General features: G+C 67.4%; 22 protein-coding genes. 18 read left to right on the top strand and 4 right to left on the bottom strand.

From position 1 onward, the window contains the following. Window positions 1-187: 187 nt before the first annotated feature. A complete protein-coding gene (locus tag H7V21_RS15220) occupies window positions 188-2,077 on the top strand; it encodes a methyl-accepting chemotaxis protein (protein ID WP_262503908.1) in 1,890 nt (629 codons plus the stop codon). A 152-nt stretch (window positions 2,078-2,229) separates the two neighbouring features. Here H7V21_RS15220 and flaF read toward each other — a convergent pair whose 3' ends face one another. Next, window positions 2,230-2,589, bottom strand: coding sequence for a flagellar biosynthesis regulator FlaF (gene flaF, locus H7V21_RS15215; protein WP_188054546.1), 360 nt, complete (start codon window positions 2,587-2,589; stop codon window positions 2,230-2,232). A gap of 124 nt (window positions 2,590-2,713) precedes the next feature. Here flaF and H7V21_RS15210 point away from each other — a divergent pair, with 124 nt between their 5' ends. The 14 genes from H7V21_RS15210 to H7V21_RS15145 all read left to right on the top strand — a co-directional run bounded on the left by H7V21_RS15210 (window position 2,714) and on the right by H7V21_RS15145 (window position 14,616). Further along, window positions 2,714-5,110 (top strand): HAD family hydrolase, encoded by a 2,397-nt coding sequence (locus H7V21_RS15210; RefSeq protein WP_188054545.1) that lies wholly within the window; start codon window positions 2,714-2,716, stop codon window positions 5,108-5,110. A 101-nt stretch (window positions 5,111-5,211) separates the two neighbouring features. Beyond that, window positions 5,212-6,096: a flagellar motor stator protein MotA gene (gene motA, locus H7V21_RS15205; protein ID WP_188054544.1), complete on the top strand. Its 885-nt coding sequence runs from the start codon at window positions 5,212-5,214 to the stop codon at window positions 6,094-6,096. Then, entirely contained in the window at window positions 6,080-6,400 is a 321-nt protein-coding gene (locus H7V21_RS15200) for an STAS domain-containing protein (RefSeq protein ID WP_410482664.1), read from the top strand. Before motA ends, H7V21_RS15200 begins: the two co-directional genes overlap by 17 nt. Window positions 6,401-6,402: 2 nt before the next feature. Further along, window positions 6,403-6,768, top strand: a complete 366-nt coding sequence (locus H7V21_RS15195; RefSeq protein ID WP_188054542.1) for a response regulator — start codon at window positions 6,403-6,405, stop codon at window positions 6,766-6,768. Beyond that, on the top strand, window positions 6,765-8,927 hold the full coding sequence (locus H7V21_RS15190; RefSeq protein ID WP_188054541.1) for a chemotaxis protein CheA: 2,163 nt from the start codon (window positions 6,765-6,767) through the stop codon (window positions 8,925-8,927). Before H7V21_RS15195 ends, H7V21_RS15190 begins: the two co-directional genes overlap by 4 nt. After that, window positions 8,924-9,424 (top strand): chemotaxis protein CheW, encoded by a 501-nt coding sequence (locus tag H7V21_RS15185; protein ID WP_188054540.1) that lies wholly within the window; start codon window positions 8,924-8,926, stop codon window positions 9,422-9,424. Before H7V21_RS15190 ends, H7V21_RS15185 begins: the two co-directional genes overlap by 4 nt. Then, a complete protein-coding gene (locus H7V21_RS15180) occupies window positions 9,421-10,317 on the top strand; it encodes a CheR family methyltransferase (RefSeq protein ID WP_188054539.1) in 897 nt (298 codons plus the stop codon). Before H7V21_RS15185 ends, H7V21_RS15180 begins: the two co-directional genes overlap by 4 nt. After that, complete coding sequence (locus H7V21_RS15175) at window positions 10,314-11,351, top strand: chemotaxis response regulator protein-glutamate methylesterase (protein WP_188054538.1); 1,038 nt, start codon at window positions 10,314-10,316, stop codon at window positions 11,349-11,351. Before H7V21_RS15180 ends, H7V21_RS15175 begins: the two co-directional genes overlap by 4 nt. Next, window positions 11,351-11,740: a response regulator gene (locus H7V21_RS15170; protein ID WP_188054537.1), complete on the top strand. Its 390-nt coding sequence runs from the start codon at window positions 11,351-11,353 to the stop codon at window positions 11,738-11,740. Before H7V21_RS15175 ends, H7V21_RS15170 begins: the two co-directional genes overlap by 1 nt. Before the next feature lie 10 nt (window positions 11,741-11,750). Beyond that, complete coding sequence (locus H7V21_RS15165) at window positions 11,751-12,275, top strand: chemotaxis protein CheD (protein WP_188054536.1); 525 nt, start codon at window positions 11,751-11,753, stop codon at window positions 12,273-12,275. Between the two features lie 11 nt (window positions 12,276-12,286). Then, a complete protein-coding gene (locus H7V21_RS15160; protein ID WP_410482663.1) occupies window positions 12,287-12,610 on the top strand; it encodes a hypothetical protein in 324 nt (107 codons plus the stop codon). A gap of 1 nt (window position 12,611) precedes the next feature. Further along, entirely contained in the window at window positions 12,612-13,472 is an 861-nt protein-coding gene (locus H7V21_RS15155; RefSeq protein WP_188054534.1) for a flagellar motor protein MotB, read from the top strand. Between the two features lie 14 nt (window positions 13,473-13,486). Then, window positions 13,487-13,927, top strand: coding sequence for a hypothetical protein (locus tag H7V21_RS15150; RefSeq protein ID WP_188054533.1), 441 nt, complete (start codon window positions 13,487-13,489; stop codon window positions 13,925-13,927). 14 nt (window positions 13,928-13,941) lie between these two features. Continuing rightward, the gene (locus H7V21_RS15145; RefSeq protein WP_188054532.1) at window positions 13,942-14,616 is read left to right on the top strand and encodes a PilZ domain-containing protein; all 675 of its coding nucleotides are present in this window, start codon (window positions 13,942-13,944) and stop codon (window positions 14,614-14,616) included. A 14-nt stretch (window positions 14,617-14,630) separates the two neighbouring features. Here the strand turns inward: H7V21_RS15145 and fliP are convergent, their stop codons facing one another. The 3 genes from fliP to H7V21_RS15130 are packed head-to-tail and all read right to left on the bottom strand — an operon-like array spanning window position 14,631 to window position 16,043. Next, entirely contained in the window at window positions 14,631-15,359 is a 729-nt protein-coding gene (gene fliP / locus H7V21_RS15140; protein ID WP_188054531.1) for a flagellar type III secretion system pore protein FliP, read from the bottom strand. A gap of 37 nt (window positions 15,360-15,396) precedes the next feature. Continuing rightward, the gene (locus H7V21_RS15135; RefSeq protein WP_188054530.1) at window positions 15,397-15,807 is read right to left on the bottom strand and encodes a flagellar biosynthetic protein FliO; all 411 of its coding nucleotides are present in this window, start codon (window positions 15,805-15,807) and stop codon (window positions 15,397-15,399) included. After that, a complete protein-coding gene (locus tag H7V21_RS15130) occupies window positions 15,807-16,043 on the bottom strand; it encodes a FliM/FliN family flagellar motor switch protein (RefSeq protein WP_188054529.1) in 237 nt (78 codons plus the stop codon). Before H7V21_RS15130 ends, H7V21_RS15135 begins: the two co-directional genes overlap by 1 nt. Before the next feature lie 119 nt (window positions 16,044-16,162). On the opposite strand from H7V21_RS15130, the gene flgC reads away from it, so the two are divergent. Genes flgC through H7V21_RS15115 form a run of 3 tightly spaced genes read left to right on the top strand, consistent with a single transcriptional unit; the run spans window position 16,163 to window position 17,167 of the window. Next, window positions 16,163-16,570 (top strand): flagellar basal body rod protein FlgC, encoded by a 408-nt coding sequence (gene flgC, locus H7V21_RS15125; RefSeq protein WP_188054528.1) that lies wholly within the window; start codon window positions 16,163-16,165, stop codon window positions 16,568-16,570. A gap of 12 nt (window positions 16,571-16,582) precedes the next feature. After that, window positions 16,583-16,900: a flagellar hook-basal body complex protein FliE gene (locus H7V21_RS15120; protein WP_188054527.1), complete on the top strand. Its 318-nt coding sequence runs from the start codon at window positions 16,583-16,585 to the stop codon at window positions 16,898-16,900. A gap of 3 nt (window positions 16,901-16,903) precedes the next feature. After that, the gene (locus H7V21_RS15115) at window positions 16,904-17,167 is read left to right on the top strand and encodes a flagellar biosynthetic protein FliQ (protein WP_188054526.1); all 264 of its coding nucleotides are present in this window, start codon (window positions 16,904-16,906) and stop codon (window positions 17,165-17,167) included. Window positions 17,168-17,183: the final 16 nt, after the last annotated feature.

Genomic DNA, 17,183 nt, shown 5'->3' with positions numbered 1-17,183 from the left:
CGCCGCCACATCGCGGCGCCCGTTTTTGCTTCGCATCGGCGCGCCGGTCGGCGCCGAAACGACCTCCGGCCAAACCCCTATTTCCGCCGCGTAAACCATCCGGGCCCCGCGACTGCACTATAATGAAGCAAACGGGCCGCCACAGGGAAAAGCGAGTCCGTGGTTCCACTTTTCCCGGAGGCCCCTCGTGAAGCACTTCACCAATTTGCCGATCGCGGCAAAGATCATGTCCGGTCTGGCGCTGTTCGCCGTCCTGGCCGTTTTCATCACCGCGTTCGGCACCGTTCAATTGCACAGCATCTCAGCGGACACCGATCGTCTGGTCCGGGGAGACGCGCGCAGCCTGCAGCTCGCCGCCGAGGCGAACGAGCGCAAGACCCGTCAGCACCAGATCTGGTTCCAGGTCGCCATCGAGAACGACAAGCCCGATTTCGACGCACTGATGGAAGAGATCAGGGACGAGCGCAGCGGCATTGATGCCCAGCTCGCCGAACTCGGTCCGCTGCTCAACGGAGAGAGCGCAGAGCGCCTCGAAACGGCCAAGCGTGCGCTCGCCGAGTACACTGCGGCGACCGACCGCATTCCGGCGCTGTGGGCGCAGGGCCGCCGCGAAGACGCCGAAGACGTGCTGCAGCATGACGCGCGGCAGCCGTTCGAAACGCTGAACGAAGAACTGAGCGCGATCGTCGAGAATCAGGAAGCCGATCTGGACGCCGGTGCCGCGGCTGCCGCCGAGCATGCGACCAGCGCGACCTGGGCGTTGATCCTGACCTCGCTCATCGGACTGGTGTTGATCGCAAGCGTCGTCCTGTGGCTGGTTCGCCGGCAGATCACCAAGCCGCTGGGGGAGATGACGGGCCTGATGGACCGGCTGGCCGGAGGCGACCACAACCTCGACGTTAAGGGCGGAGAACGCCGCGACGAGATCGGCGCAATGGCCCGCGCGGTAACGGTGTTCCGCGACAATGCCCGCGCCCAGGCGAGCGCGCAGGCCGAGAAGGAGCGCGCCGACGCCGAGCAGAAGCTGGTTGTCGAGACGCTCAGCGGCTCGCTTGCCAAGGTGTCCGAAGGCGATCTGACCGCCGACATCAACATCGACTTCTCGCCGACCTATGTCGAAGTGAAGACCAACTTCAACAATGCCCTGGCCAGCCTGCGCGAGCTGATCGGTTCGGTGATGGAATCGACGAGCGCGATCCGCACGGGATCGGGCGAGATCGCCCAGGCGAGCGAGGATTTGGCGCGCCGCACCGAAGCCAATGCCGCCAGCCTTGAGGAGACCACCGCTGCGGTCAGCCAGATGAACGAGCGGCTGCGCGCCACCGCGACCGCGGCGACCAGCACGGTCGAGCGCGCCGACGGCGCCATCGCCACCGTTTCGGGCGGCCGCGCGATCGCCGACGAGGCGGTGCAGGCGATGGGCCGTGTGAGCGAAAGCGCCAAGGGCATCGACAGTGTGATCGAGGGGCTCGACAAGATCGCGTTCCAGACGCGCGTGCTCGCGATGAACGCCGCTGTCGAGGCGGGTCGTGCCGGCGAGGCGGGACGCGGCTTCGCGGTCGTCGCCGATCTCGTCTCGGCGCTCGCGATGCGTGCCGAGGAAGAAGCCGGCCGCGCTCGCGACCAGCTGACCGCCACCCAGACCGACATCGTCGCGGCGGTGGATATGGTGCAGAAGGTCGATGGCGCACTGGCCAACATCAGCGGCGACGTGAGCGAGGTCCACGCGCTGCTCAACGAGATGGCTGCCGACAACCAGGCGCAGTCGACCGCGATCGGCGAAATCTCGACCGCGATCACCACGATGGACCAGTCGACCCAGCAGAACGCCGCGATGGTGGAGGAAACCTCGGCCGCCGCGCGCAACCTGTCGAGCGAAGTCACCACGCTGGCCGATCAGGCCGCCCGGTTCCGGGTCGACGCATCCGGCAAGACCGCCGGCAACGTTCGCGCAGCAGCCGTGCAGCAGGCCAAGACCAGCCCGAAGCGGGCGGCGGCCTACAGTTCGCCCGTACAGGCTCTGCCGATGGCGGCGATGTCGAACGGCCACGCACAGGACGACTGGGCGACCTTCTGATCCGCTGAACCATCGACGCGAAGGGGCGCCGCGGCACTGCCGCGGCGCCCTTTTCGTATGTCCGCCGCTCAGGGCGCCGGCGCAGGAAAGACGCACGAAAAAAGCGCCGCAGCCTGTGGGCTGCGACGCTTCTGCGACGTGCGGACGATGGATCAGGCGGCGAGACGCTCGCCGCGCAGCCCTTCCATGATGTTGCGATTGACGTCGATCAGGTCACCGATCGACTCGCGGCCGGCCATCACTGCGCTGGTGTGGCGATCGACCCACAGGGCGATCGAGACGATCTGCGCGCGGAGCTCCGCCGGAAGGCCGTTGCCCTGGGCCGCACAGTCGGTGGCGAAGGTCGACCACATCTCGCGATTGCGGTGCAGCGGACGGACGAGCGCCGGGCCGGTGAGGCCGGCGTTCTGTGCATCCATCATTTCGCCGGTGATCTCGCCGATCAGGCGATGCTCGGTGGCGCGCGGGGTTTCGGCCCGACTGCGGGCAGCGGCATAGGCTTGAAGGGTCATAGGCGTGCTCCTTGGCTTACCCACCCATTTTAGAGCGTTCGGACCCTGGAGGGGTCGATCGTCCTATAAGAAGAATGCGCCTTGCGCGCCTTTTTCCCGAGACTCTGTCGCAACGGAGCCGCCGATGGCCGACACGATCCTCCCGCATGAGCTTCCCACCGCACTCGAAACCCGCGCGGGGGTAAGGCTCCTGTCGCTCGACTGTTTCGACACGCTGCTGTGGCGAGACACGCATGCGCCGCGCGACATCTTCCGCCTGCTGAGCGGAACGACGCCGCAACAGCGGATGTGGGCGGAAACCCGTGCGCGGCGATCGGCGCTGCTGCGCCACAGTCGCAACGAGGTTTCGATCGAGGAAATCTACGCCGAGCTGCTGCCCAACGCCGATGCGGCGACGCGCGCGGCAGCGGTGGACGCCGAGATCGACGCGGAGGCACGCCATTGCTTTGCCTTCGGCCCCACCGTCGCACTGATGAAGGCCGCCAGGGAGCGCGGCATCAAGACCGTCATCGTCAGCGACACCTATCTCAGTGGAAAGCAGCTTCGCGAGCTGATCCGCCGCGCGGCGGGCGACGAAGTCGCAGGCCTGATCGACACCATCTTCGCGTCTTCCGAGCACAAGCTTTCGAAGAAGGAAGGCCTGCTCGGCACGATGCTGCGCAAGACGTCGGTGAAGCCCGAGCGCGTGCTGCACATCGGCGACAATTGCGCCGCCGATCATGATGCAGCGCGCCGCCACGGCATCCCTGCCCTGCATCTGCGCCAGTTCACCGACGGCTGCGCGCAGCGGCTGCGGCTCGAAGCGGCGACCGGCGCGATGGTGGATGCGGGCGGCGCGGTCTTCCAGCCGCACCGCGCGATGCTCGCCGCGGGTGCGCACCGGATCGAGGACGCCGCCGAAGCGCTGGGCCACAATGTGCTCGGCCCCGTGCTGGTGCCGTTCGCGAACTGGCTCGAGCAGGAAGCCGAGGCGCTCGCCGCCACGAACGGCGGACGCGTCCACATGCTGTTCCTGATGCGCGACGGCCATTTGCCGCGCCGCATCCACGAGGCCGCCTTCCCCGCTCGCGCCGGCCATGCGATCGAGCTCAGCCGCTTCACCGCGACCGCCGCGAGCTTCCGCGACGAGGCGGCGGTGCACGACTATGTCGAGGCCGAGCTCGGCAACGGCACGCCCGAGGATCTGCTCCGCCAGCTGCTGTTCCCGCCGGAAGAGATCGCGGAGATCGTAAACGCGCTTCCGGAGAAGGCGCAGCTGGGAGCGCTTGCCAAGGCATTGCGCGCGCCACGCCGCATGGCTGCGATCCAGCGGCGCTCGCAGGCGTTCGCCGAACGCCTCGCCACCTATCTGCGCCGCGAATGCGATCCGCAGCCGGGCGACACGCTGTTGCTGGCCGACCTGGGCTACAACGGAACGGTGCAGAACCATGCCGAGCCGGTGCTGCGCGCGCTGCTGGGGGTGCATGTCGCCGGCCGGTACCTGCTGCTGCGCGAACAGGCAGCGACTGGCTTCGACAAGCGCGGGTTCATGGACGGCAGCACGCACGATGCCGATACGCTGGAAGCCTTTGCCGCCAACGTGGCGGTGCTCGAGCAGCTGTGCACCGCGGCCCAGGGCTCGGTGATCGACTATTCCGACGACGGCAGCCCGGTACGTGCCGGCAACAGCATCAAGGGACGCCAGAGCGAGACGCGCGAACGGGCCCAGCGCGGTGCCATCGCCTTTGCACGCGATCATGCCCAGGCAATCATCCGGACGAACGACAGCGCCCGCGCCGAATGCGAACGCAGTGGCGCCGCAGCCGCTCTGGCGCGACTGATGTTCCTGCCCCAGCCGGAAGAGCTCGCAGTGCTCACGCGCTTCGAGCACGACGTGAACCTGGGCGGTTCGGAGACAGTGAAGCTGTTCGACCCGGAGATCGCCAAGGCGGGACTCGAGCGGCGCGGGCTCTTCTACCTGAAGGGCGCCGATCGCATGTATCTTCCCGCCGAGCTGCGCGGGCACGGCCTGCCGCTCAACCTGACTCTGCTCGCGCAACGCCGCTTTGGCATGGACCTGCGCTTCGCGGACTTCTGCGATCACGGCATCGACGTTCCGATCCTGCTCGCGGACGGCCGCGACGTGGCGGCATCGAGCATCCGCGCGACACCGACGCACAATGGCCATTATCTCGCGACGATCCCCGTCGGGGAGGCACAATATGCCGTCGGCCTCCAGTTCGGCAAACTCTACGAATGGCTGCAGATCGTCTCGGCGGAATTCGTGCCGGTGGCGGACTTCCTGGCGGAGAAACCGTCGGACACGCAGCCGGTTGAGGCGATGCCGACGCTGGAGGGCATGGAGCAGGTCGCGCCGCACCTCTTTCGATGCACCGGCGCCGATTCCTTCCTGATGGTGCCGCCGCACACCAATTTCGAGGGACCGGCGATGCTCGCCGTCGCCTTTCGCCCGCTCGTCGCGCGCGAGCCTGCCTCCAGTCCCGCTCCGACTTCGGCGACCGAAGCCGCAGCCGTGCGATGAACTGCCTGCGGGGCGGCGCCAGCGTGAATCTCCTGAGAGCCACCGCGGCCGCACATTCCTTCCTATAATTCCAGAATAACCAGGGAACACTTGGAACCATCATGTTCATCGTCGTCGGCTTCGTAATCATACTCGGATGCGTCTTCGGCAGCTTCGTGATTGCCGGCGGCAAGTTCGACATCATCAGCCATGCACTGCCGCATGAGATGATGGCGATCGGCGGCGCCGCGATCGGCGCCTTCCTGGTCGGCAATTCGATCGCGACGGTCAAGAAGGCCGGCGCGGGACTGGGGCGCGCCTTCAAGGGATCGCGCTGGAAGGCGAGCGACTATCAGGATCTGCTGACGCTGCTGTTCGGGCTGCTCTCGACGTTCCGCAAGGGCGGCGCGACTGCGATCGAGCCGCACCTCGACAATCCCGAGGAAAGCGCTCTCTTCAAGCCCTATCCCCGGCTGCTGAAGGACCACCATCTGATCGAGTTCATCGCCGACTATCTGCGGATGATGACGGTGAACTTCGAGGATCCGCATCAGATCGAAGCGGCGATGGAAGCCGATATCGAGAAACACCATCACGAGGAGATGGGTCCGCAGCACGCGCTGCAGATCATGGCCGACGGTCTGCCCGCGATCGGCATCGTCGCCGCGGTGCTGGGCGTCATCAAGACCATGGGCTCGATCGACCAGCCGACCGAAATCCTGGGCGCAATGATCGGCGGCGCGCTGGTCGGCACCTTCCTGGGCGTGCTGCTGAGCTACTGCGTGGTCGGGCCGCTCGCCGCCAAGCTTCAGGAAACGATCGAAGGCGACTGCAAGCCCTTCGCGATCGTGAAGACCGCCATCGTCGCCTATGCGCAGGAAGTCCCCGTTCAGGTCGCGATCGAGATCGCCCGGCGGATGACCCCCAGCGCCTATGCGCCGACGTTCCAACAACTCGAAACCGCACTCGACGAGGCGAAAGATGGACTCAATGCCGCCCCTGCCTGACTCCGATATCGACGCCCTCGCCGAAGAGCGCGCGCTTCGCCTGCCGGCGCACGGAACCACTGTCACCGCGGAAGACCTGCGCGTCCGGCTGGTGCTCGCCGCCGATCTCGACGACGAGATGGCAGTCGACGCCACCGACGTGGAGAGCGTCGGCCAGGCCGTGCTCCAGCTGCTCGTCGCCGCGCGCGCCGAAGCGGCGAGCAACGGCCAGAATTTTCGCATCGATAATCCCAGCCCTGCCTTTGTGGAGCGCGTCGAGCGCTGTCGGCTGACGCAGGCACTCGGCCTGCAAACCGGAGAGTAAACGTGTCCAAGCTGATTCTCACCGTCGACGATTCAGCGAGCATGCGCATGCTGCTCAAGACGTCGCTGGTAGCCCAGGGCTATCGCATCGAAAGCGCCAATGACGGCGAGCACGGTCTCGAGCGGATGCACGAAGTGCAGCCCGACCTGCTGATCACCGACATCAACATGCCCAAGATGGACGGCTTCGAGCTGATCGAAGCGGTGCGCGGCGTCCCCGCCTTCAAGGGCACTCCGATCCTGGTGCTGTCGACCGAATTCTCGGACGAGAAGAAGGCCCGCGCCCGCGAAGCCGGCGCCACCGGTTGGATCACCAAGCCGTTCGAAGCGGCCAAGCTGGGGGCGGCGATCCGCCGGGTGTGCCCGTGAACGACGATATGGACGACATCCAGGCGATCTTCTTCGAAGAATGCGCCGAGGGACTGACGACGGCCGAGGAAGGTCTGTCGGCGATGCAGGCGGGTGACGTATCCGCCGAGACGATCGCCGGCGTGTTCCGCGCCGTGCATTCGATCAAGGGTGGCGCCGGCGCGTTCGGCCATGCCGATCTGACCGCCTTCGCGCACCGCTTCGAGAATGTGCTCGACGAAGTGCGCGCCGGGAAGATCGTGCCGACGGCCGGCGTGATCAAGGTCATGCTCTCGGCATTCGACCTGCTCTCGGACCATGTCGCGGCAGCCCAGGGCCAGGCGGGTCGCCCCGCCGACGCGGCGATGCTCGAGGCGCTCGACAAGGTGCTCGCCGACAAGGGCGTGGCCGAGGATGGCGATGCCCCCTTGGCCGCCGCGCCTGTTGCGGCCGCTCCGGTCGAGGCCGCCCCTGCGCCCGCCGACGATGCCGACGAATTCGGCTTCCAGCCGATCGGCGTCAGCCTGGAGGATTTCGACGCGCCCGCCGAGCCGGTGGCCGAGGGCGACTGGATCGTCCGTTACGCTCCGGCGCGCGGCGACCTCGCCAATGCCGGCGAGCCGCTGCTGGTCGTCCGTGAGGTCGAAAGCCTGGGCGGCCAAGTCATCGCGGTGGACACCGGCGCCCTGCCCTCGCTGCGCGACCTCGACACTGAGGAAAGCTATTTCGCGTGGACGCTGCGCGTGCCCGGCACGGTCGAGCAGACGTCGATCGCCGACTGCTTCGACTTCGTTTCGCCCGACACGCGGGTCGAGATCGTGCGTGAGGAAGCCGCGCCGCTTCCCACCGGCGCCGCTGCCACGCTGAGCGGCGTGGACGACCTCGACGCCATGCTGTCGATGGTGCAGACGATCGCCGCCGCCACCACCGAAGCGCCGGCAGCGCCTGCGCCCGAGGAAGCGCCGGCAAAGGCCGCCGAGCGCGCGCCCGAGGCGGCCTCGCAGACGATCCGCGTCGATCTGGCGAAGCTCGATCTGCTGCTGAACCTCGTCGGCGAGCTGGTGATCCGCAACTCGATCCTGTCGGACCGGCTTTCGTCGGCGGACCAGCAGCGCGTCGAACTGCCCGAACTGGCGCGTCTGACGCGGCAGATCCAGGACAATGTCATGTCGCTGCGCGCCCAGCCGATCCGGCAGGCGTTCAGCCGCGTGCCGCGCATGCTGCGCGATCTGGGCGCGGAGACCGGCAAGACGATCAACCTCGAGACGACGGGCGAGACGACCGAAGTCGACAAGGGCGTGATCGAGAAGATCGGCGACCCGCTGACGCACATGATCCGCAACGCCGCGGATCATGGCATCGAAAGCCCCGAGGAACGCATCGCCGCCGGCAAGAACCCGGAAGGCACGATCCATCTTTCGGCCGAACAGCGCGGTGCGCGCATCTTCGTCCGCGTGAAGGACGACGGCCGCGGCATCAATCGCGAGAAGGTGTTCGCCAAGGCTGTCGAGAAGGGCATCGTCGCCGCGGACGCGCAGCTTTCGAACGAAGAGATCGACCAGCTCATCTGCGCGCCGGGCTTCTCCACCGCCGACACCATCTCGAACATTTCCGGCCGCGGGGTCGGAATGGACGTGGTGCGATCGAACGTGGAGGCGCTGGGCGGCCGGGTCGAGATCCAGTCGACCCCGGGTCAGGGCACGACCTTCACCATGATCCTGCCGCTGACGCTCGCGATCCTCGACGGCATGATCGTCCGGCTTGCCGGCCAGCGCTTCGTGCTGCCGCTGGCGCATGTGATCGAGACGGTCCAGCCCGAGTCGGGCCAGGTGAAGCGTACCTCGCCCACGACCGAGGTGATCGACAATCGCGGCGACTTCCTGCCGGTGAAGCGCGCCACCGAGATCTTCGGGCTGAACGACGATCGGCCGATCGAGGACTCGCTGGTGGTGATCGTCGAAAGCGAAGCCGCCGGCCATGTCGGTATCGTCGTCGATACCATCGACGATCGCCGCGAAGTGGTGATCAAGAGCCTCGACCAGAATCTCCATCCGATCCGCGGGCTCGGCGGCGCCACCATCCTGGGTGACGGCTCGATCGCGCTGATCCTCGACATCGAGGCACTGGTCTCCGCGCCCGTGCCCGCCCCCCGCTACGCACTGAAAGGAATCGCCGCATGAACACCGAGGACAAGTCGGGCGACGCCGTCGACCGCAAGATCGTGACCTTCACGCTGGGCAAGCAGATGTTCGGCATCGAGATGGGCTCGCTGATCGAGATTCGCGAGTGGGAAGAGCCGACGCCGATCCCGACCGTCCCGAGCTTCATCAAGGGCGTGACCAACCTGCGCGGCAACGTGGTGCCGGTCGTCGGCCTCGCCGAGCGGCTGGGCTGGGAGCCGAGCGCGATCCACCCGCGCTCGTGCATCCTCGTCGTTTCGATCGGCGGCAAGCACGCCGGCTTCCTGGTCGATGAAGTGACCGACATCGTCAACATCGGCAGCCAGGAAGTGCAGCCCGCCCCCGACGTCGAAATCGGCGAGCCGCACGTGATCCACGGCCTCGTCCGGATCGCGGCGCGCGGAACCGACGGCAGCAAGCGCGAGCACATGCAGATGGTACTGCTGCTCGACCTCGACGCGCTGTCGCTCACCAGCCACCTGGACCTCGCGGCATGAGCCCCGCCGGCGGCGCCGCCGCGGCGCTTGCCGGCGGCGGAACGGCGATGGCCGCAGCAGCGCAGAATGCGGAGCTCACTCCGCGTGACTTCGCCGCCATCGCCGCGATCATGCAGTCCGACGCGCGCATCGCGCTGAGCGAAGCGAAGACCACGCTCGTTCAGTCGCGGCTCGCGCGGCGGCTGCGCGAAAACGGCCTCGCGCGCTACAGCGACTATGTCGCGCTGGTGCAGAAGGACATGGTCGAGCGGGCGCGGATGGTGACCGCGCTCACCACCAACCACACGCATTTCTTCCGGGAGCCGCACCATTTCGACCATTTCCGGTCGCAGGTGCTGCCCGAACTGAAGCGCAAGGCGGCCGCCAGACAGCCGGTGCGCATCTGGTCCGCCGGATGCTCGTCGGGCGAGGAAGTGTACACGATCGCGATGTGCCTGCTCGGCCCGGACCGCACGTCCGCGACCTGGCTGCGCAACGCGGACGTGCGCCTGCTGGCGACCGACATCGCGCCGCCGGTGGTCGAGGCGGCGGCACGCGGCTTCTATTCCGACAGCATCGCCGCAGCCGTACCCGAACCCTATCGCAGCACCTGGATGCGTCCGTCGGGCAACGGCTTCGTCATGGCGGACGAGGCACGCGCGCTGGTGACGGCGCGCGAGCTCAACCTGTTCGCCGCCTGGCCGCTCAAGGCTGCCTATGACGTGATCTTCTGCCGCAACGTGATGATCTATTTCGACGATGCCGCGAAGGCGGAGCTGGAGGCACGGTTCGTCGAGCAGCTGGCGCCCGGCGGTCATCTCTACATCGGCCATTCGGAGCGGCTGATCGGTCCGGCGGCGGCGCGGATGCGCGGCTGCGGCCAGACGATATATGTGAAGGATCCTGCCCGATGAACGCGCCCGTGCGCACCCTGATCGTCGATGACAGCGCGAGCATGCGCGCGGCGCTCAACCGCATCCTTTCGTCCGACCCGGCGATCGAAGTGGTCGGCATGGCGCCCGATCCCTTCGCCGCGCGCGAGATGATCAAGACGCTCGATCCAGACGTGCTGACGCTCGACATCGAGATGCCGGGGATGGACGGCCTTTCGTTCCTCGAGCGGATCATGCGGCTTCGGCCGATGCCGGTGGTGATGTGTTCGACGCTGACCGCCCGCGGCGCCGCCGTGACGATCGAGGCGCTGCGGCTGGGCGCTGTGGACTATATCACCAAGCCGAGCGGGAGCGCCGAGGACATCAATCGCGAGGCGGCGCTGTTGTGCAGCAAGGTGCGCGCGGCCGCACGCGCCGCACCGCGCGCCGGGCCCACGCCGCTGCCGCGCGCGACGACGCCGATGCACGGCACCGCAGGCGACGCGATCATCGCGATCGGATCTTCGACGGGAGGCGTGGAGGCGCTGTTCAGCCTGCTCCCCGCCCTGCCCGCCGATTGCCCGCCGGTGCTGATCGTGCAGCACATGCCGGCGACCTTCACGCGCAGCTTCGCCGAGCGGCTTGACGGCGAGTGCAGCGTCCATGTCGTCGAAGCGACGGACGGTGCGCCGGTGACACCGGGAACCGTCTATATTGCTCCTGGAGGCGAACGGCACATGGAGCTGGCCGCTGGAAACCGCATCCGGCTGCGCCGGGGCGATCCTGTCGGTGGTCACCGGCCTTCGGTGGACGTTCTGTTCCGGTCGGTCGCGGCAATGGGCCGTTCGGCCGTCGGCGCGATCCTCACCGGCATGGGGGCGGACGGTGCGGAAGGCCTGCTGGCGATGCGCCGGGCAGGCGCCCGCACCTTCGGGCAGAGCCGCGACAGCTGTGTCGTTTACGGCATGCCGCGTGCCGCCTTCGAGGCGGGCGCGGTGGAAAAGGAACTGGGTCTGGCGGCACTGCCCGAGGCGATCCTCAAGGCATGCCGCAACGAGAAGATTGGGAGCGTCTGATGCCTGCGGCTGCGCAGATCAAAGTGATGGTGGTCGACGACCAGACGAGCATGCGGGCGATGATCCGTCGCGCGCTGCAAGACCTGGGCTTCAAGGACGTTCGCGACAAGGCGAGCGCACCCGAGGCGCTGAGCGCGATCCGCACGGATCGGGTTCACCTCGTCATTTCCGACTACAACATGCCTGAAATGGACGGGCTTCAGTTTCTCGAGCAGGTCCGCGGCGATCCCGTGATCGGCAAGACGGTGTTCATCATGCTCACCGGCTCGTCGGACAAGGAGATCGTGCAGAAGGCCGCGGCGCTCGGCGTCAACAACTATGTCGTGAAGCCCTTCGCCCCGGCCGCGCTCAAGGAGAAGATCGAGCGCGTCTTCGGCGAACTGACCTGAGGTCCCTGTTGTGCGCCGTATCTCCATCGTCCAGGGCGAGCACGCCGTCGTCGCCGAGCCGCATGTGGTGATCGCCACGCTGCTCGGCAGCTGCGTCGCCGTGTGCCTGCACGACCCGGTCGCGAAGGTGGGCGGCATGAACCACTTCCTGCTGGGCGAACCCGGCGCGAACCAGATGCTCACCCCGATCGATCGCCAACGCTACGGCGTTCACGCCATGGAGCTGCTGATCAACGGGCTGATGGCCAAGGGCGCGGCGCGCAACCGGCTGAGCGCACATCTGTACGGTGGCGCGAACATGATCTCCGGGCTGGGCACCATCGGCTCGTCCAACGGAGCGTTCGCCCGCCGGTTCATGGAGACCGAGGGTATCGCCATCGCGCATTGCGACCTGGGCGGCACCCGCGCCCGCAAGGTGGAATTCATGCCGCACGAAGGGCGCAGCCGCTGCACCGCCGTGTCGCAGGCGGTCCCCGAGGCTGTCCCCGTTCCGATGCCCAAGCCCGCCCGCGGCGGCGAACTGGAGCTGTTCTGATGTCGTGTCCGATGCCTGTTTCCGATGCCACCGCCGCCGGCGCGCTGCCGGGCTATGATCCCTTTGCGGGCGTGCTTCATGCGGTGATGGCCAAGGAAATCCGCGAGATCCGCGAAAAGCTCGAGACGCTGGCCGAGGTTCTGGTGTGCGACGAGCATTTCGCCAGCAGCTATCTCGAGCAGCTCCAGACCTTCGACTATGTGATCCAGCATGCCGACGAATGCGCGCGCCTGCTCGACCGGATCGCCGAAGGCGAGGATTCGCTCGAGGCGATCGGCCATGTCCGCCTGGGCGCGGTTCAGGAACGGCTGCGCATCGCGCTGAAGGGGATTTGACATGGCGCGCGCCGCCAACCAGCGACCGATCGTCATCAAGAAGGTCAAGAAGGTCGTCGGCGGCCACCACGGCGGCGCGTGGAAAGTGGCCTATGCCGACTTCGTGACGGCGATGATGGCGTTCTTCATGCTGCTGTGGCTGATCGCCAATCCCGATCAGGAGCGGCTGAAGGGGCTCGCCGAATATTTCTCCCCCACCTCGCCCAGCGCCTCCCCCGCCACGACGATGGCGAGCTCACCGGGCGATCAGGCGGGCATCGGCGGACGCACCCGCCGCGCCCAGGCCGAGAACTCCTCCGCCACCGGCCAGCCGACCAGCGAAAGCTCGACCGTCGGCGCCTCGCGCGGCGGCACCGCGCAGATTCCCGATGCGTCGTTGCGCGTCCTGGCCGCCGAGCTGCGGGTCGCGATTGATGCCATCCCCCGCGACCGCGACGGCAAGAGCAACCTCGACATCGACTCCTCGCGCGAGGGGCTGCGCATCACGCTGATGGACAGCGACGGCCAGTCGATGTTCCGACCCGGCACCGCCGAGCTCAATCCCTATGCCCGCGCGATGCTGCGGCAGGTCGCCGAAAAGCTCGCCACTTCGGGCGCGCAGATCGCGATCGAGGGACATACCGACGGGACCGGCGGCCAGAGTGACGCCAATTGGCTGCTTTCCGGCGAACGCGCGCTCGCCGCGCGCAGCGCACTGATCGGCGCCGGGCTCACGCCCGACCGCTTCGCCGAAGTAGTGGCGATGGGGGCGACGAAGCCCGTCTATCCCGACCAGCCCGACCGGGCGGAGAACCGCCGCATCACCATCGTGCTGAAGGGCGACGCTTCGGCGCTGCCCAGCGACCCAAGCTTCCGGTTCTGAAAGGAGCGGCGACAATGAAGAAGCTCCTGATGCCGTTGGCGCTGCTGGCCGCGGGGCTGGGCGTTGGCGGCGGCGCGGCCTTTGCGACCTCGCTGCTGCTCGGCCCGCCGGCTCCGGCCGGCGAAGCGCCGGAGGAAGCGGCTGCGGCTGCCTATGTCCCGGGCGGAAGCCTGCTCGCGCCGCTTGTCTTCCCCGACGGCCGGCTCGCCGGCTACGTCAAGGTCGACCTCGCGCTCGAAGTGCCCGAGGACAAGGCCGAATTCGTCACGGCGCGGCTGCCGCTGCTGATGCACGAAGTGAACATGCGCACCTTTAAGAAGCCGCTGGCGAGCGGCCCCGACGGCGCGCTGCCGGACATCGCCGGCTTCCGCAGCGTCGTCGAGGAAGCGGCCACGCCCGCATTCGGCGCAGGCATCGTCCGGCGCGTCGCGATCACCCAAGCCGTTCCGGCGTGAACGGGGATGGTCCGATGACCTTCGACGAAGAACGAATGGCCGAAGGATCGCACGACGCGCAGGGCGCGGCCGGACACGAGCGAACGGCCGGCTGGCGCCCGCGCGCGCAGCGCCAGGTGACGACATTGCTGGTCGGCCGCGTCCATCAGGACGATGGCGCCGACGATCTGTGCCGCGTTCGCAACCTTTCCGCCGGCGGCATGATGCTCGAAACCCGGCGCTCCTTGGGCGTGGGACGGACGGTACGGCTCGAGCTGCGCAACTGCGGCGCACTGGAAGGCCGCATCGTATGGACAGACGGCGGCCGCGCCGGGGTGCAGTTCCTCGCGCCGGTCAATGTCGAGGCACTGCTTTCGGTGCCGCTCAACCGCCCTGCCCGGCCCGGCGGCCCGATGCCGCGCGCGCCGCGCTTCGACGCGCGCTGCGCCGCCGAGCTGTGCAGCGGCGACCGCACCCATGCGGTCGTGCTCACCAATTTGTCGCAGAGCGGCGCCCGGCTGGCGCTGCCCGAGCCGATGACGCTCGAGGAAACGCTGGTGCTGCGGATCCCGGGACTCGCCGGCCGGCGCGCGACGCTGCGCTGGCTGCGAAAGACAGAGGCCGGGCTCGGCTTTTTCCTGCCGCTGCCGTTCCAGGAGCTTTCGGACTGGCTCTGCGACGCGGAGCGCCGCTATTCGCATCCCGACTGAGCGGCCTTGCCGCTTCAGCCGGAACCGAAGCTTCGGACCAGCGACCCTGCGACCAGCGCCCAGCCGTCGACCAGCACGAAGAAGATGATCTTCATCGGCAGCGATATCGTTGGCGGCGGCAGCATCATCATGCCCATCGCCATCAGCACCGCCGAAACGGCGAGATCGATGACGAGAAACGGCAGGAGCAGCAGGAACCCGATCTCGAACGCGCGGCGCAGCTCCGAAATCATGAAGGCGGGAGCGAGCGTGGAGAGCTTCACGGTGCTGCGATCCTCGATCTGCGTGCCGCCGAGGCTCGCGAACAGCTGAAGATCGCTCTCGCGCACCTGGCTGAGCATGAACTGGCGGAACGGCTCGGCAGTGCGCTCGAACGCGACTTCTTCGGTGATCGCGCCGTTGGTGTAGGGCGTGACGCCCTGTTCCCACGCCTTTTCGAAGGTCGGCGCCATCACGAAGAAGGAGAGGAACAACGCGAGCGCGATGATGACCGGGTTCGGCGGCACCCCCGGCGCGCCGAGACCGGTGCGCAGCAGCGAAAGCGCGACGACGATGCGCGTGAAGCTGGTGATCGTCATCAGGATGCCCGGCGCGAGGCTGAGCACCGTCAGCATCAGCACCAGCTGGATCGCCTTCGCCGAGAGCGAACCCTCGCCGATCGTGACGATCGTCTGCGTTCCCGCCGTCGCGGCATGCGCGATCGCCGGGAACAGGAGCGCCGTCAGCGCGCCTCCTCCCAGCATCAGCCGGGTACAGAGCGTCTTTCGACGCGGAGCGATCCTAGCCACGCGCCGACGCCGTCAGACGGGTGCGCGCCTGCTCGACCAGCTGGCCGAAGCCCTGGCGCAGTTCGGAAAGATTGTCGTTGATGGGCGTCACCGGCACCGGCGCCGCCACCACAGCCGCAACCGGCTCGGCGACGGCAGGTTTGGCGATGCCGGTTTCGATGACGACATGGCCGTCGGGGGCGATCAGGATCAGATGCTCGGCATCGTCGCGGCGAATGAGCGCGACCGAGCGCTTGGCGTCGATCGACAGCCGCTCGACCATCTCGACTCGCTTGCGCGACCCGCCCGAGACACGGCCCGGCAGCTTGATGTCGTAGCGACGGACGAGCCACAGCGCACCGGCAAGCAGGCCGAGCACCGTTCCCAGCGCACCCAGAGTGCGCAGCAGCGAAAGCAAGTCCATCAGTGGCGCCGCTTCTGCACGAGCTCGGCGACTTCGAGCGACATCTGATCGCCGTCGACCAGGATGCGGCCCTTCGCCACCAGTTCGCCGTTCACATAGACATGCGTCGGATCGTCCTGGCTGCAGTCGAGCGGGATCATCGCGCCGCGGCTCATCTGCAACAGCTGGCGGATCGGCACTTCGGCGGATCCCAGGACGATCGACAGCTCGATCGAAATTCCTTCGAGCACGGACATGGCGTGTTCCTTTCGAAGAAACTTATAGGATCATTTTTCCGCACCTCCGGCCCGACTAGGCAAAAAATGCCTATAAGAGTTGTGTGGGCGCCAAGAGGGGCGCGCTTGCGGAGGAATTCATGGATCTCAAGACGTCGCTCTCCATCTCGGCATCGGGGCTGCGCGCCCAATCGATGCGGATGCGCGTGATCTCGGAGAATCTCGCCAACCAGGACTCGGTGTCGCAGACGCCGGGCGGCGATCCCTATCGGCGCCGCGTCGTCAGCTTCCGCACCGAAGTCGACCGGGCGACCGGCGGCACCGGCGTGAGCGTCGATCGCGTGCGCACCGACAATTCGGCTTTCCGGCGCATCTATGAGCCGGGCAACCCGGCCGCGGGCGCGGACGGCTATGTACTGCGTCCCAACGTCAACAGTCTGGTCGAAATGGCCGACATGAAGGCGGCGCAGCGCAGCTACGAAGCCAATCTGAACGCCATCGAGGCTGCCCGCAGCCTGACGATGCGCACCGTCGATCTTCTCAAGTAAGGAACCGAACCGATGTCGATCGGAGCATTGGATGCAACGGCCGCCTATGGCCGCGTATTGGGGCTGGGCGGCGGCACGTCGCCGGGAACGAAGATCGGCGGCGGCGAAGCCGCCGGCGGCTTCGGCAGCATGGTCGAGGAAATGGTGACCGGCACCGCGCAGCAGCTGCGCGCCGCCGAGCACGCATCGGCCCAGCAGGTCGCCGGCCAGGGCGATCTCATCGACGTGGTCACTGCGATCGGCGCCGCCGAGCAGGCGCTCGACACGATGGTCGCGGTGCGCGACCGCGTGGTCAGCGCCTATTCCGAAATCATGCGCATGCAGATCTGATCCATGCCCGCCAGCCAGGTGCTCGATATTTCCGAAGCGGCGCTGATGCTGGTGCTCACCCTGGTCGGCCCGTTGCTGCTGACGGCGCTGATCGTCGGCGTCGTCATCGGCCTGCTGCAGGCGCTGACCCAGATCCAGGAAATGACCCTCACCTTCGTTCCCAAGATTCTCGCGATGGGCGTCGTGCTGCTGCTGATGCTGCCGACGATCGGCGAGGCGATGGGAACGTTCATGGCGCGGATCAGCGATCTGATCGTCACCGGCTGATGCCGGGCGATCGCCC

Origin of the sequence: Sphingosinithalassobacter sp. CS137 (assembly GCF_014334115.1) — a bacterium.
Taxonomy (GTDB): domain Bacteria; phylum Pseudomonadota; class Alphaproteobacteria; order Sphingomonadales; family Sphingomonadaceae; genus Sphingomonas.
Note: the sequence above shows the minus strand (reverse complement) of the source record. Positions and strands in the feature narration are given on the sequence as shown.

Excerpts from the sequence above, each read along its gene's own strand:
- H7V21_RS15170 (WP_188054537.1), top strand. The coding sequence starts at position 11,351 with ATGCCTGCGGCTGCGCAGATCAAAGTGATGGTGGTCGACGACCAGACG.
- motA (WP_188054544.1), top strand. The coding sequence starts at position 5,212 with ATGTTCATCGTCGTCGGCTTCGTAATCATACTCGGATGCGTCTTCGGC.
- H7V21_RS15135 (WP_188054530.1), bottom strand. The coding sequence starts at position 15,807 with ATGGACTTGCTTTCGCTGCTGCGCACTCTGGGTGCGCTGGGAACGGTG.
- H7V21_RS15175 (WP_188054538.1), top strand. The coding sequence starts at position 10,314 with ATGAACGCGCCCGTGCGCACCCTGATCGTCGATGACAGCGCGAGCATG.
- flgC (WP_188054528.1), top strand. The coding sequence starts at position 16,163 with ATGGATCTCAAGACGTCGCTCTCCATCTCGGCATCGGGGCTGCGCGCC.
- H7V21_RS15185 (WP_188054540.1), top strand. The coding sequence starts at position 8,924 with ATGAACACCGAGGACAAGTCGGGCGACGCCGTCGACCGCAAGATCGTG.
- H7V21_RS15115 (WP_188054526.1), top strand. The coding sequence starts at position 16,904 with ATGCCCGCCAGCCAGGTGCTCGATATTTCCGAAGCGGCGCTGATGCTG.
- H7V21_RS15120 (WP_188054527.1), top strand. The coding sequence starts at position 16,583 with ATGTCGATCGGAGCATTGGATGCAACGGCCGCCTATGGCCGCGTATTG.
- H7V21_RS15160 (WP_410482663.1), top strand. The coding sequence starts at position 12,287 with ATGCCTGTTTCCGATGCCACCGCCGCCGGCGCGCTGCCGGGCTATGAT.
- H7V21_RS15145 (WP_188054532.1), top strand. The coding sequence starts at position 13,942 with ATGACCTTCGACGAAGAACGAATGGCCGAAGGATCGCACGACGCGCAG.
- H7V21_RS15150 (WP_188054533.1), top strand. The coding sequence starts at position 13,487 with ATGAAGAAGCTCCTGATGCCGTTGGCGCTGCTGGCCGCGGGGCTGGGC.
- H7V21_RS15180 (WP_188054539.1), top strand. The coding sequence starts at position 9,421 with ATGAGCCCCGCCGGCGGCGCCGCCGCGGCGCTTGCCGGCGGCGGAACG.
- H7V21_RS15130 (WP_188054529.1), bottom strand. The coding sequence starts at position 16,043 with ATGTCCGTGCTCGAAGGAATTTCGATCGAGCTGTCGATCGTCCTGGGA.
- fliP (WP_188054531.1), bottom strand. The coding sequence starts at position 15,359 with ATGCTGGGAGGAGGCGCGCTGACGGCGCTCCTGTTCCCGGCGATCGCG.
- flaF (WP_188054546.1), bottom strand. The coding sequence starts at position 2,589 with ATGACCCTTCAAGCCTATGCCGCTGCCCGCAGTCGGGCCGAAACCCCG.
- H7V21_RS15155 (WP_188054534.1), top strand. The coding sequence starts at position 12,612 with ATGGCGCGCGCCGCCAACCAGCGACCGATCGTCATCAAGAAGGTCAAG.
- H7V21_RS15200 (WP_410482664.1), top strand. The coding sequence starts at position 6,080 with ATGCCGCCCCTGCCTGACTCCGATATCGACGCCCTCGCCGAAGAGCGC.
- H7V21_RS15210 (WP_188054545.1), top strand. The coding sequence starts at position 2,714 with ATGGCCGACACGATCCTCCCGCATGAGCTTCCCACCGCACTCGAAACC.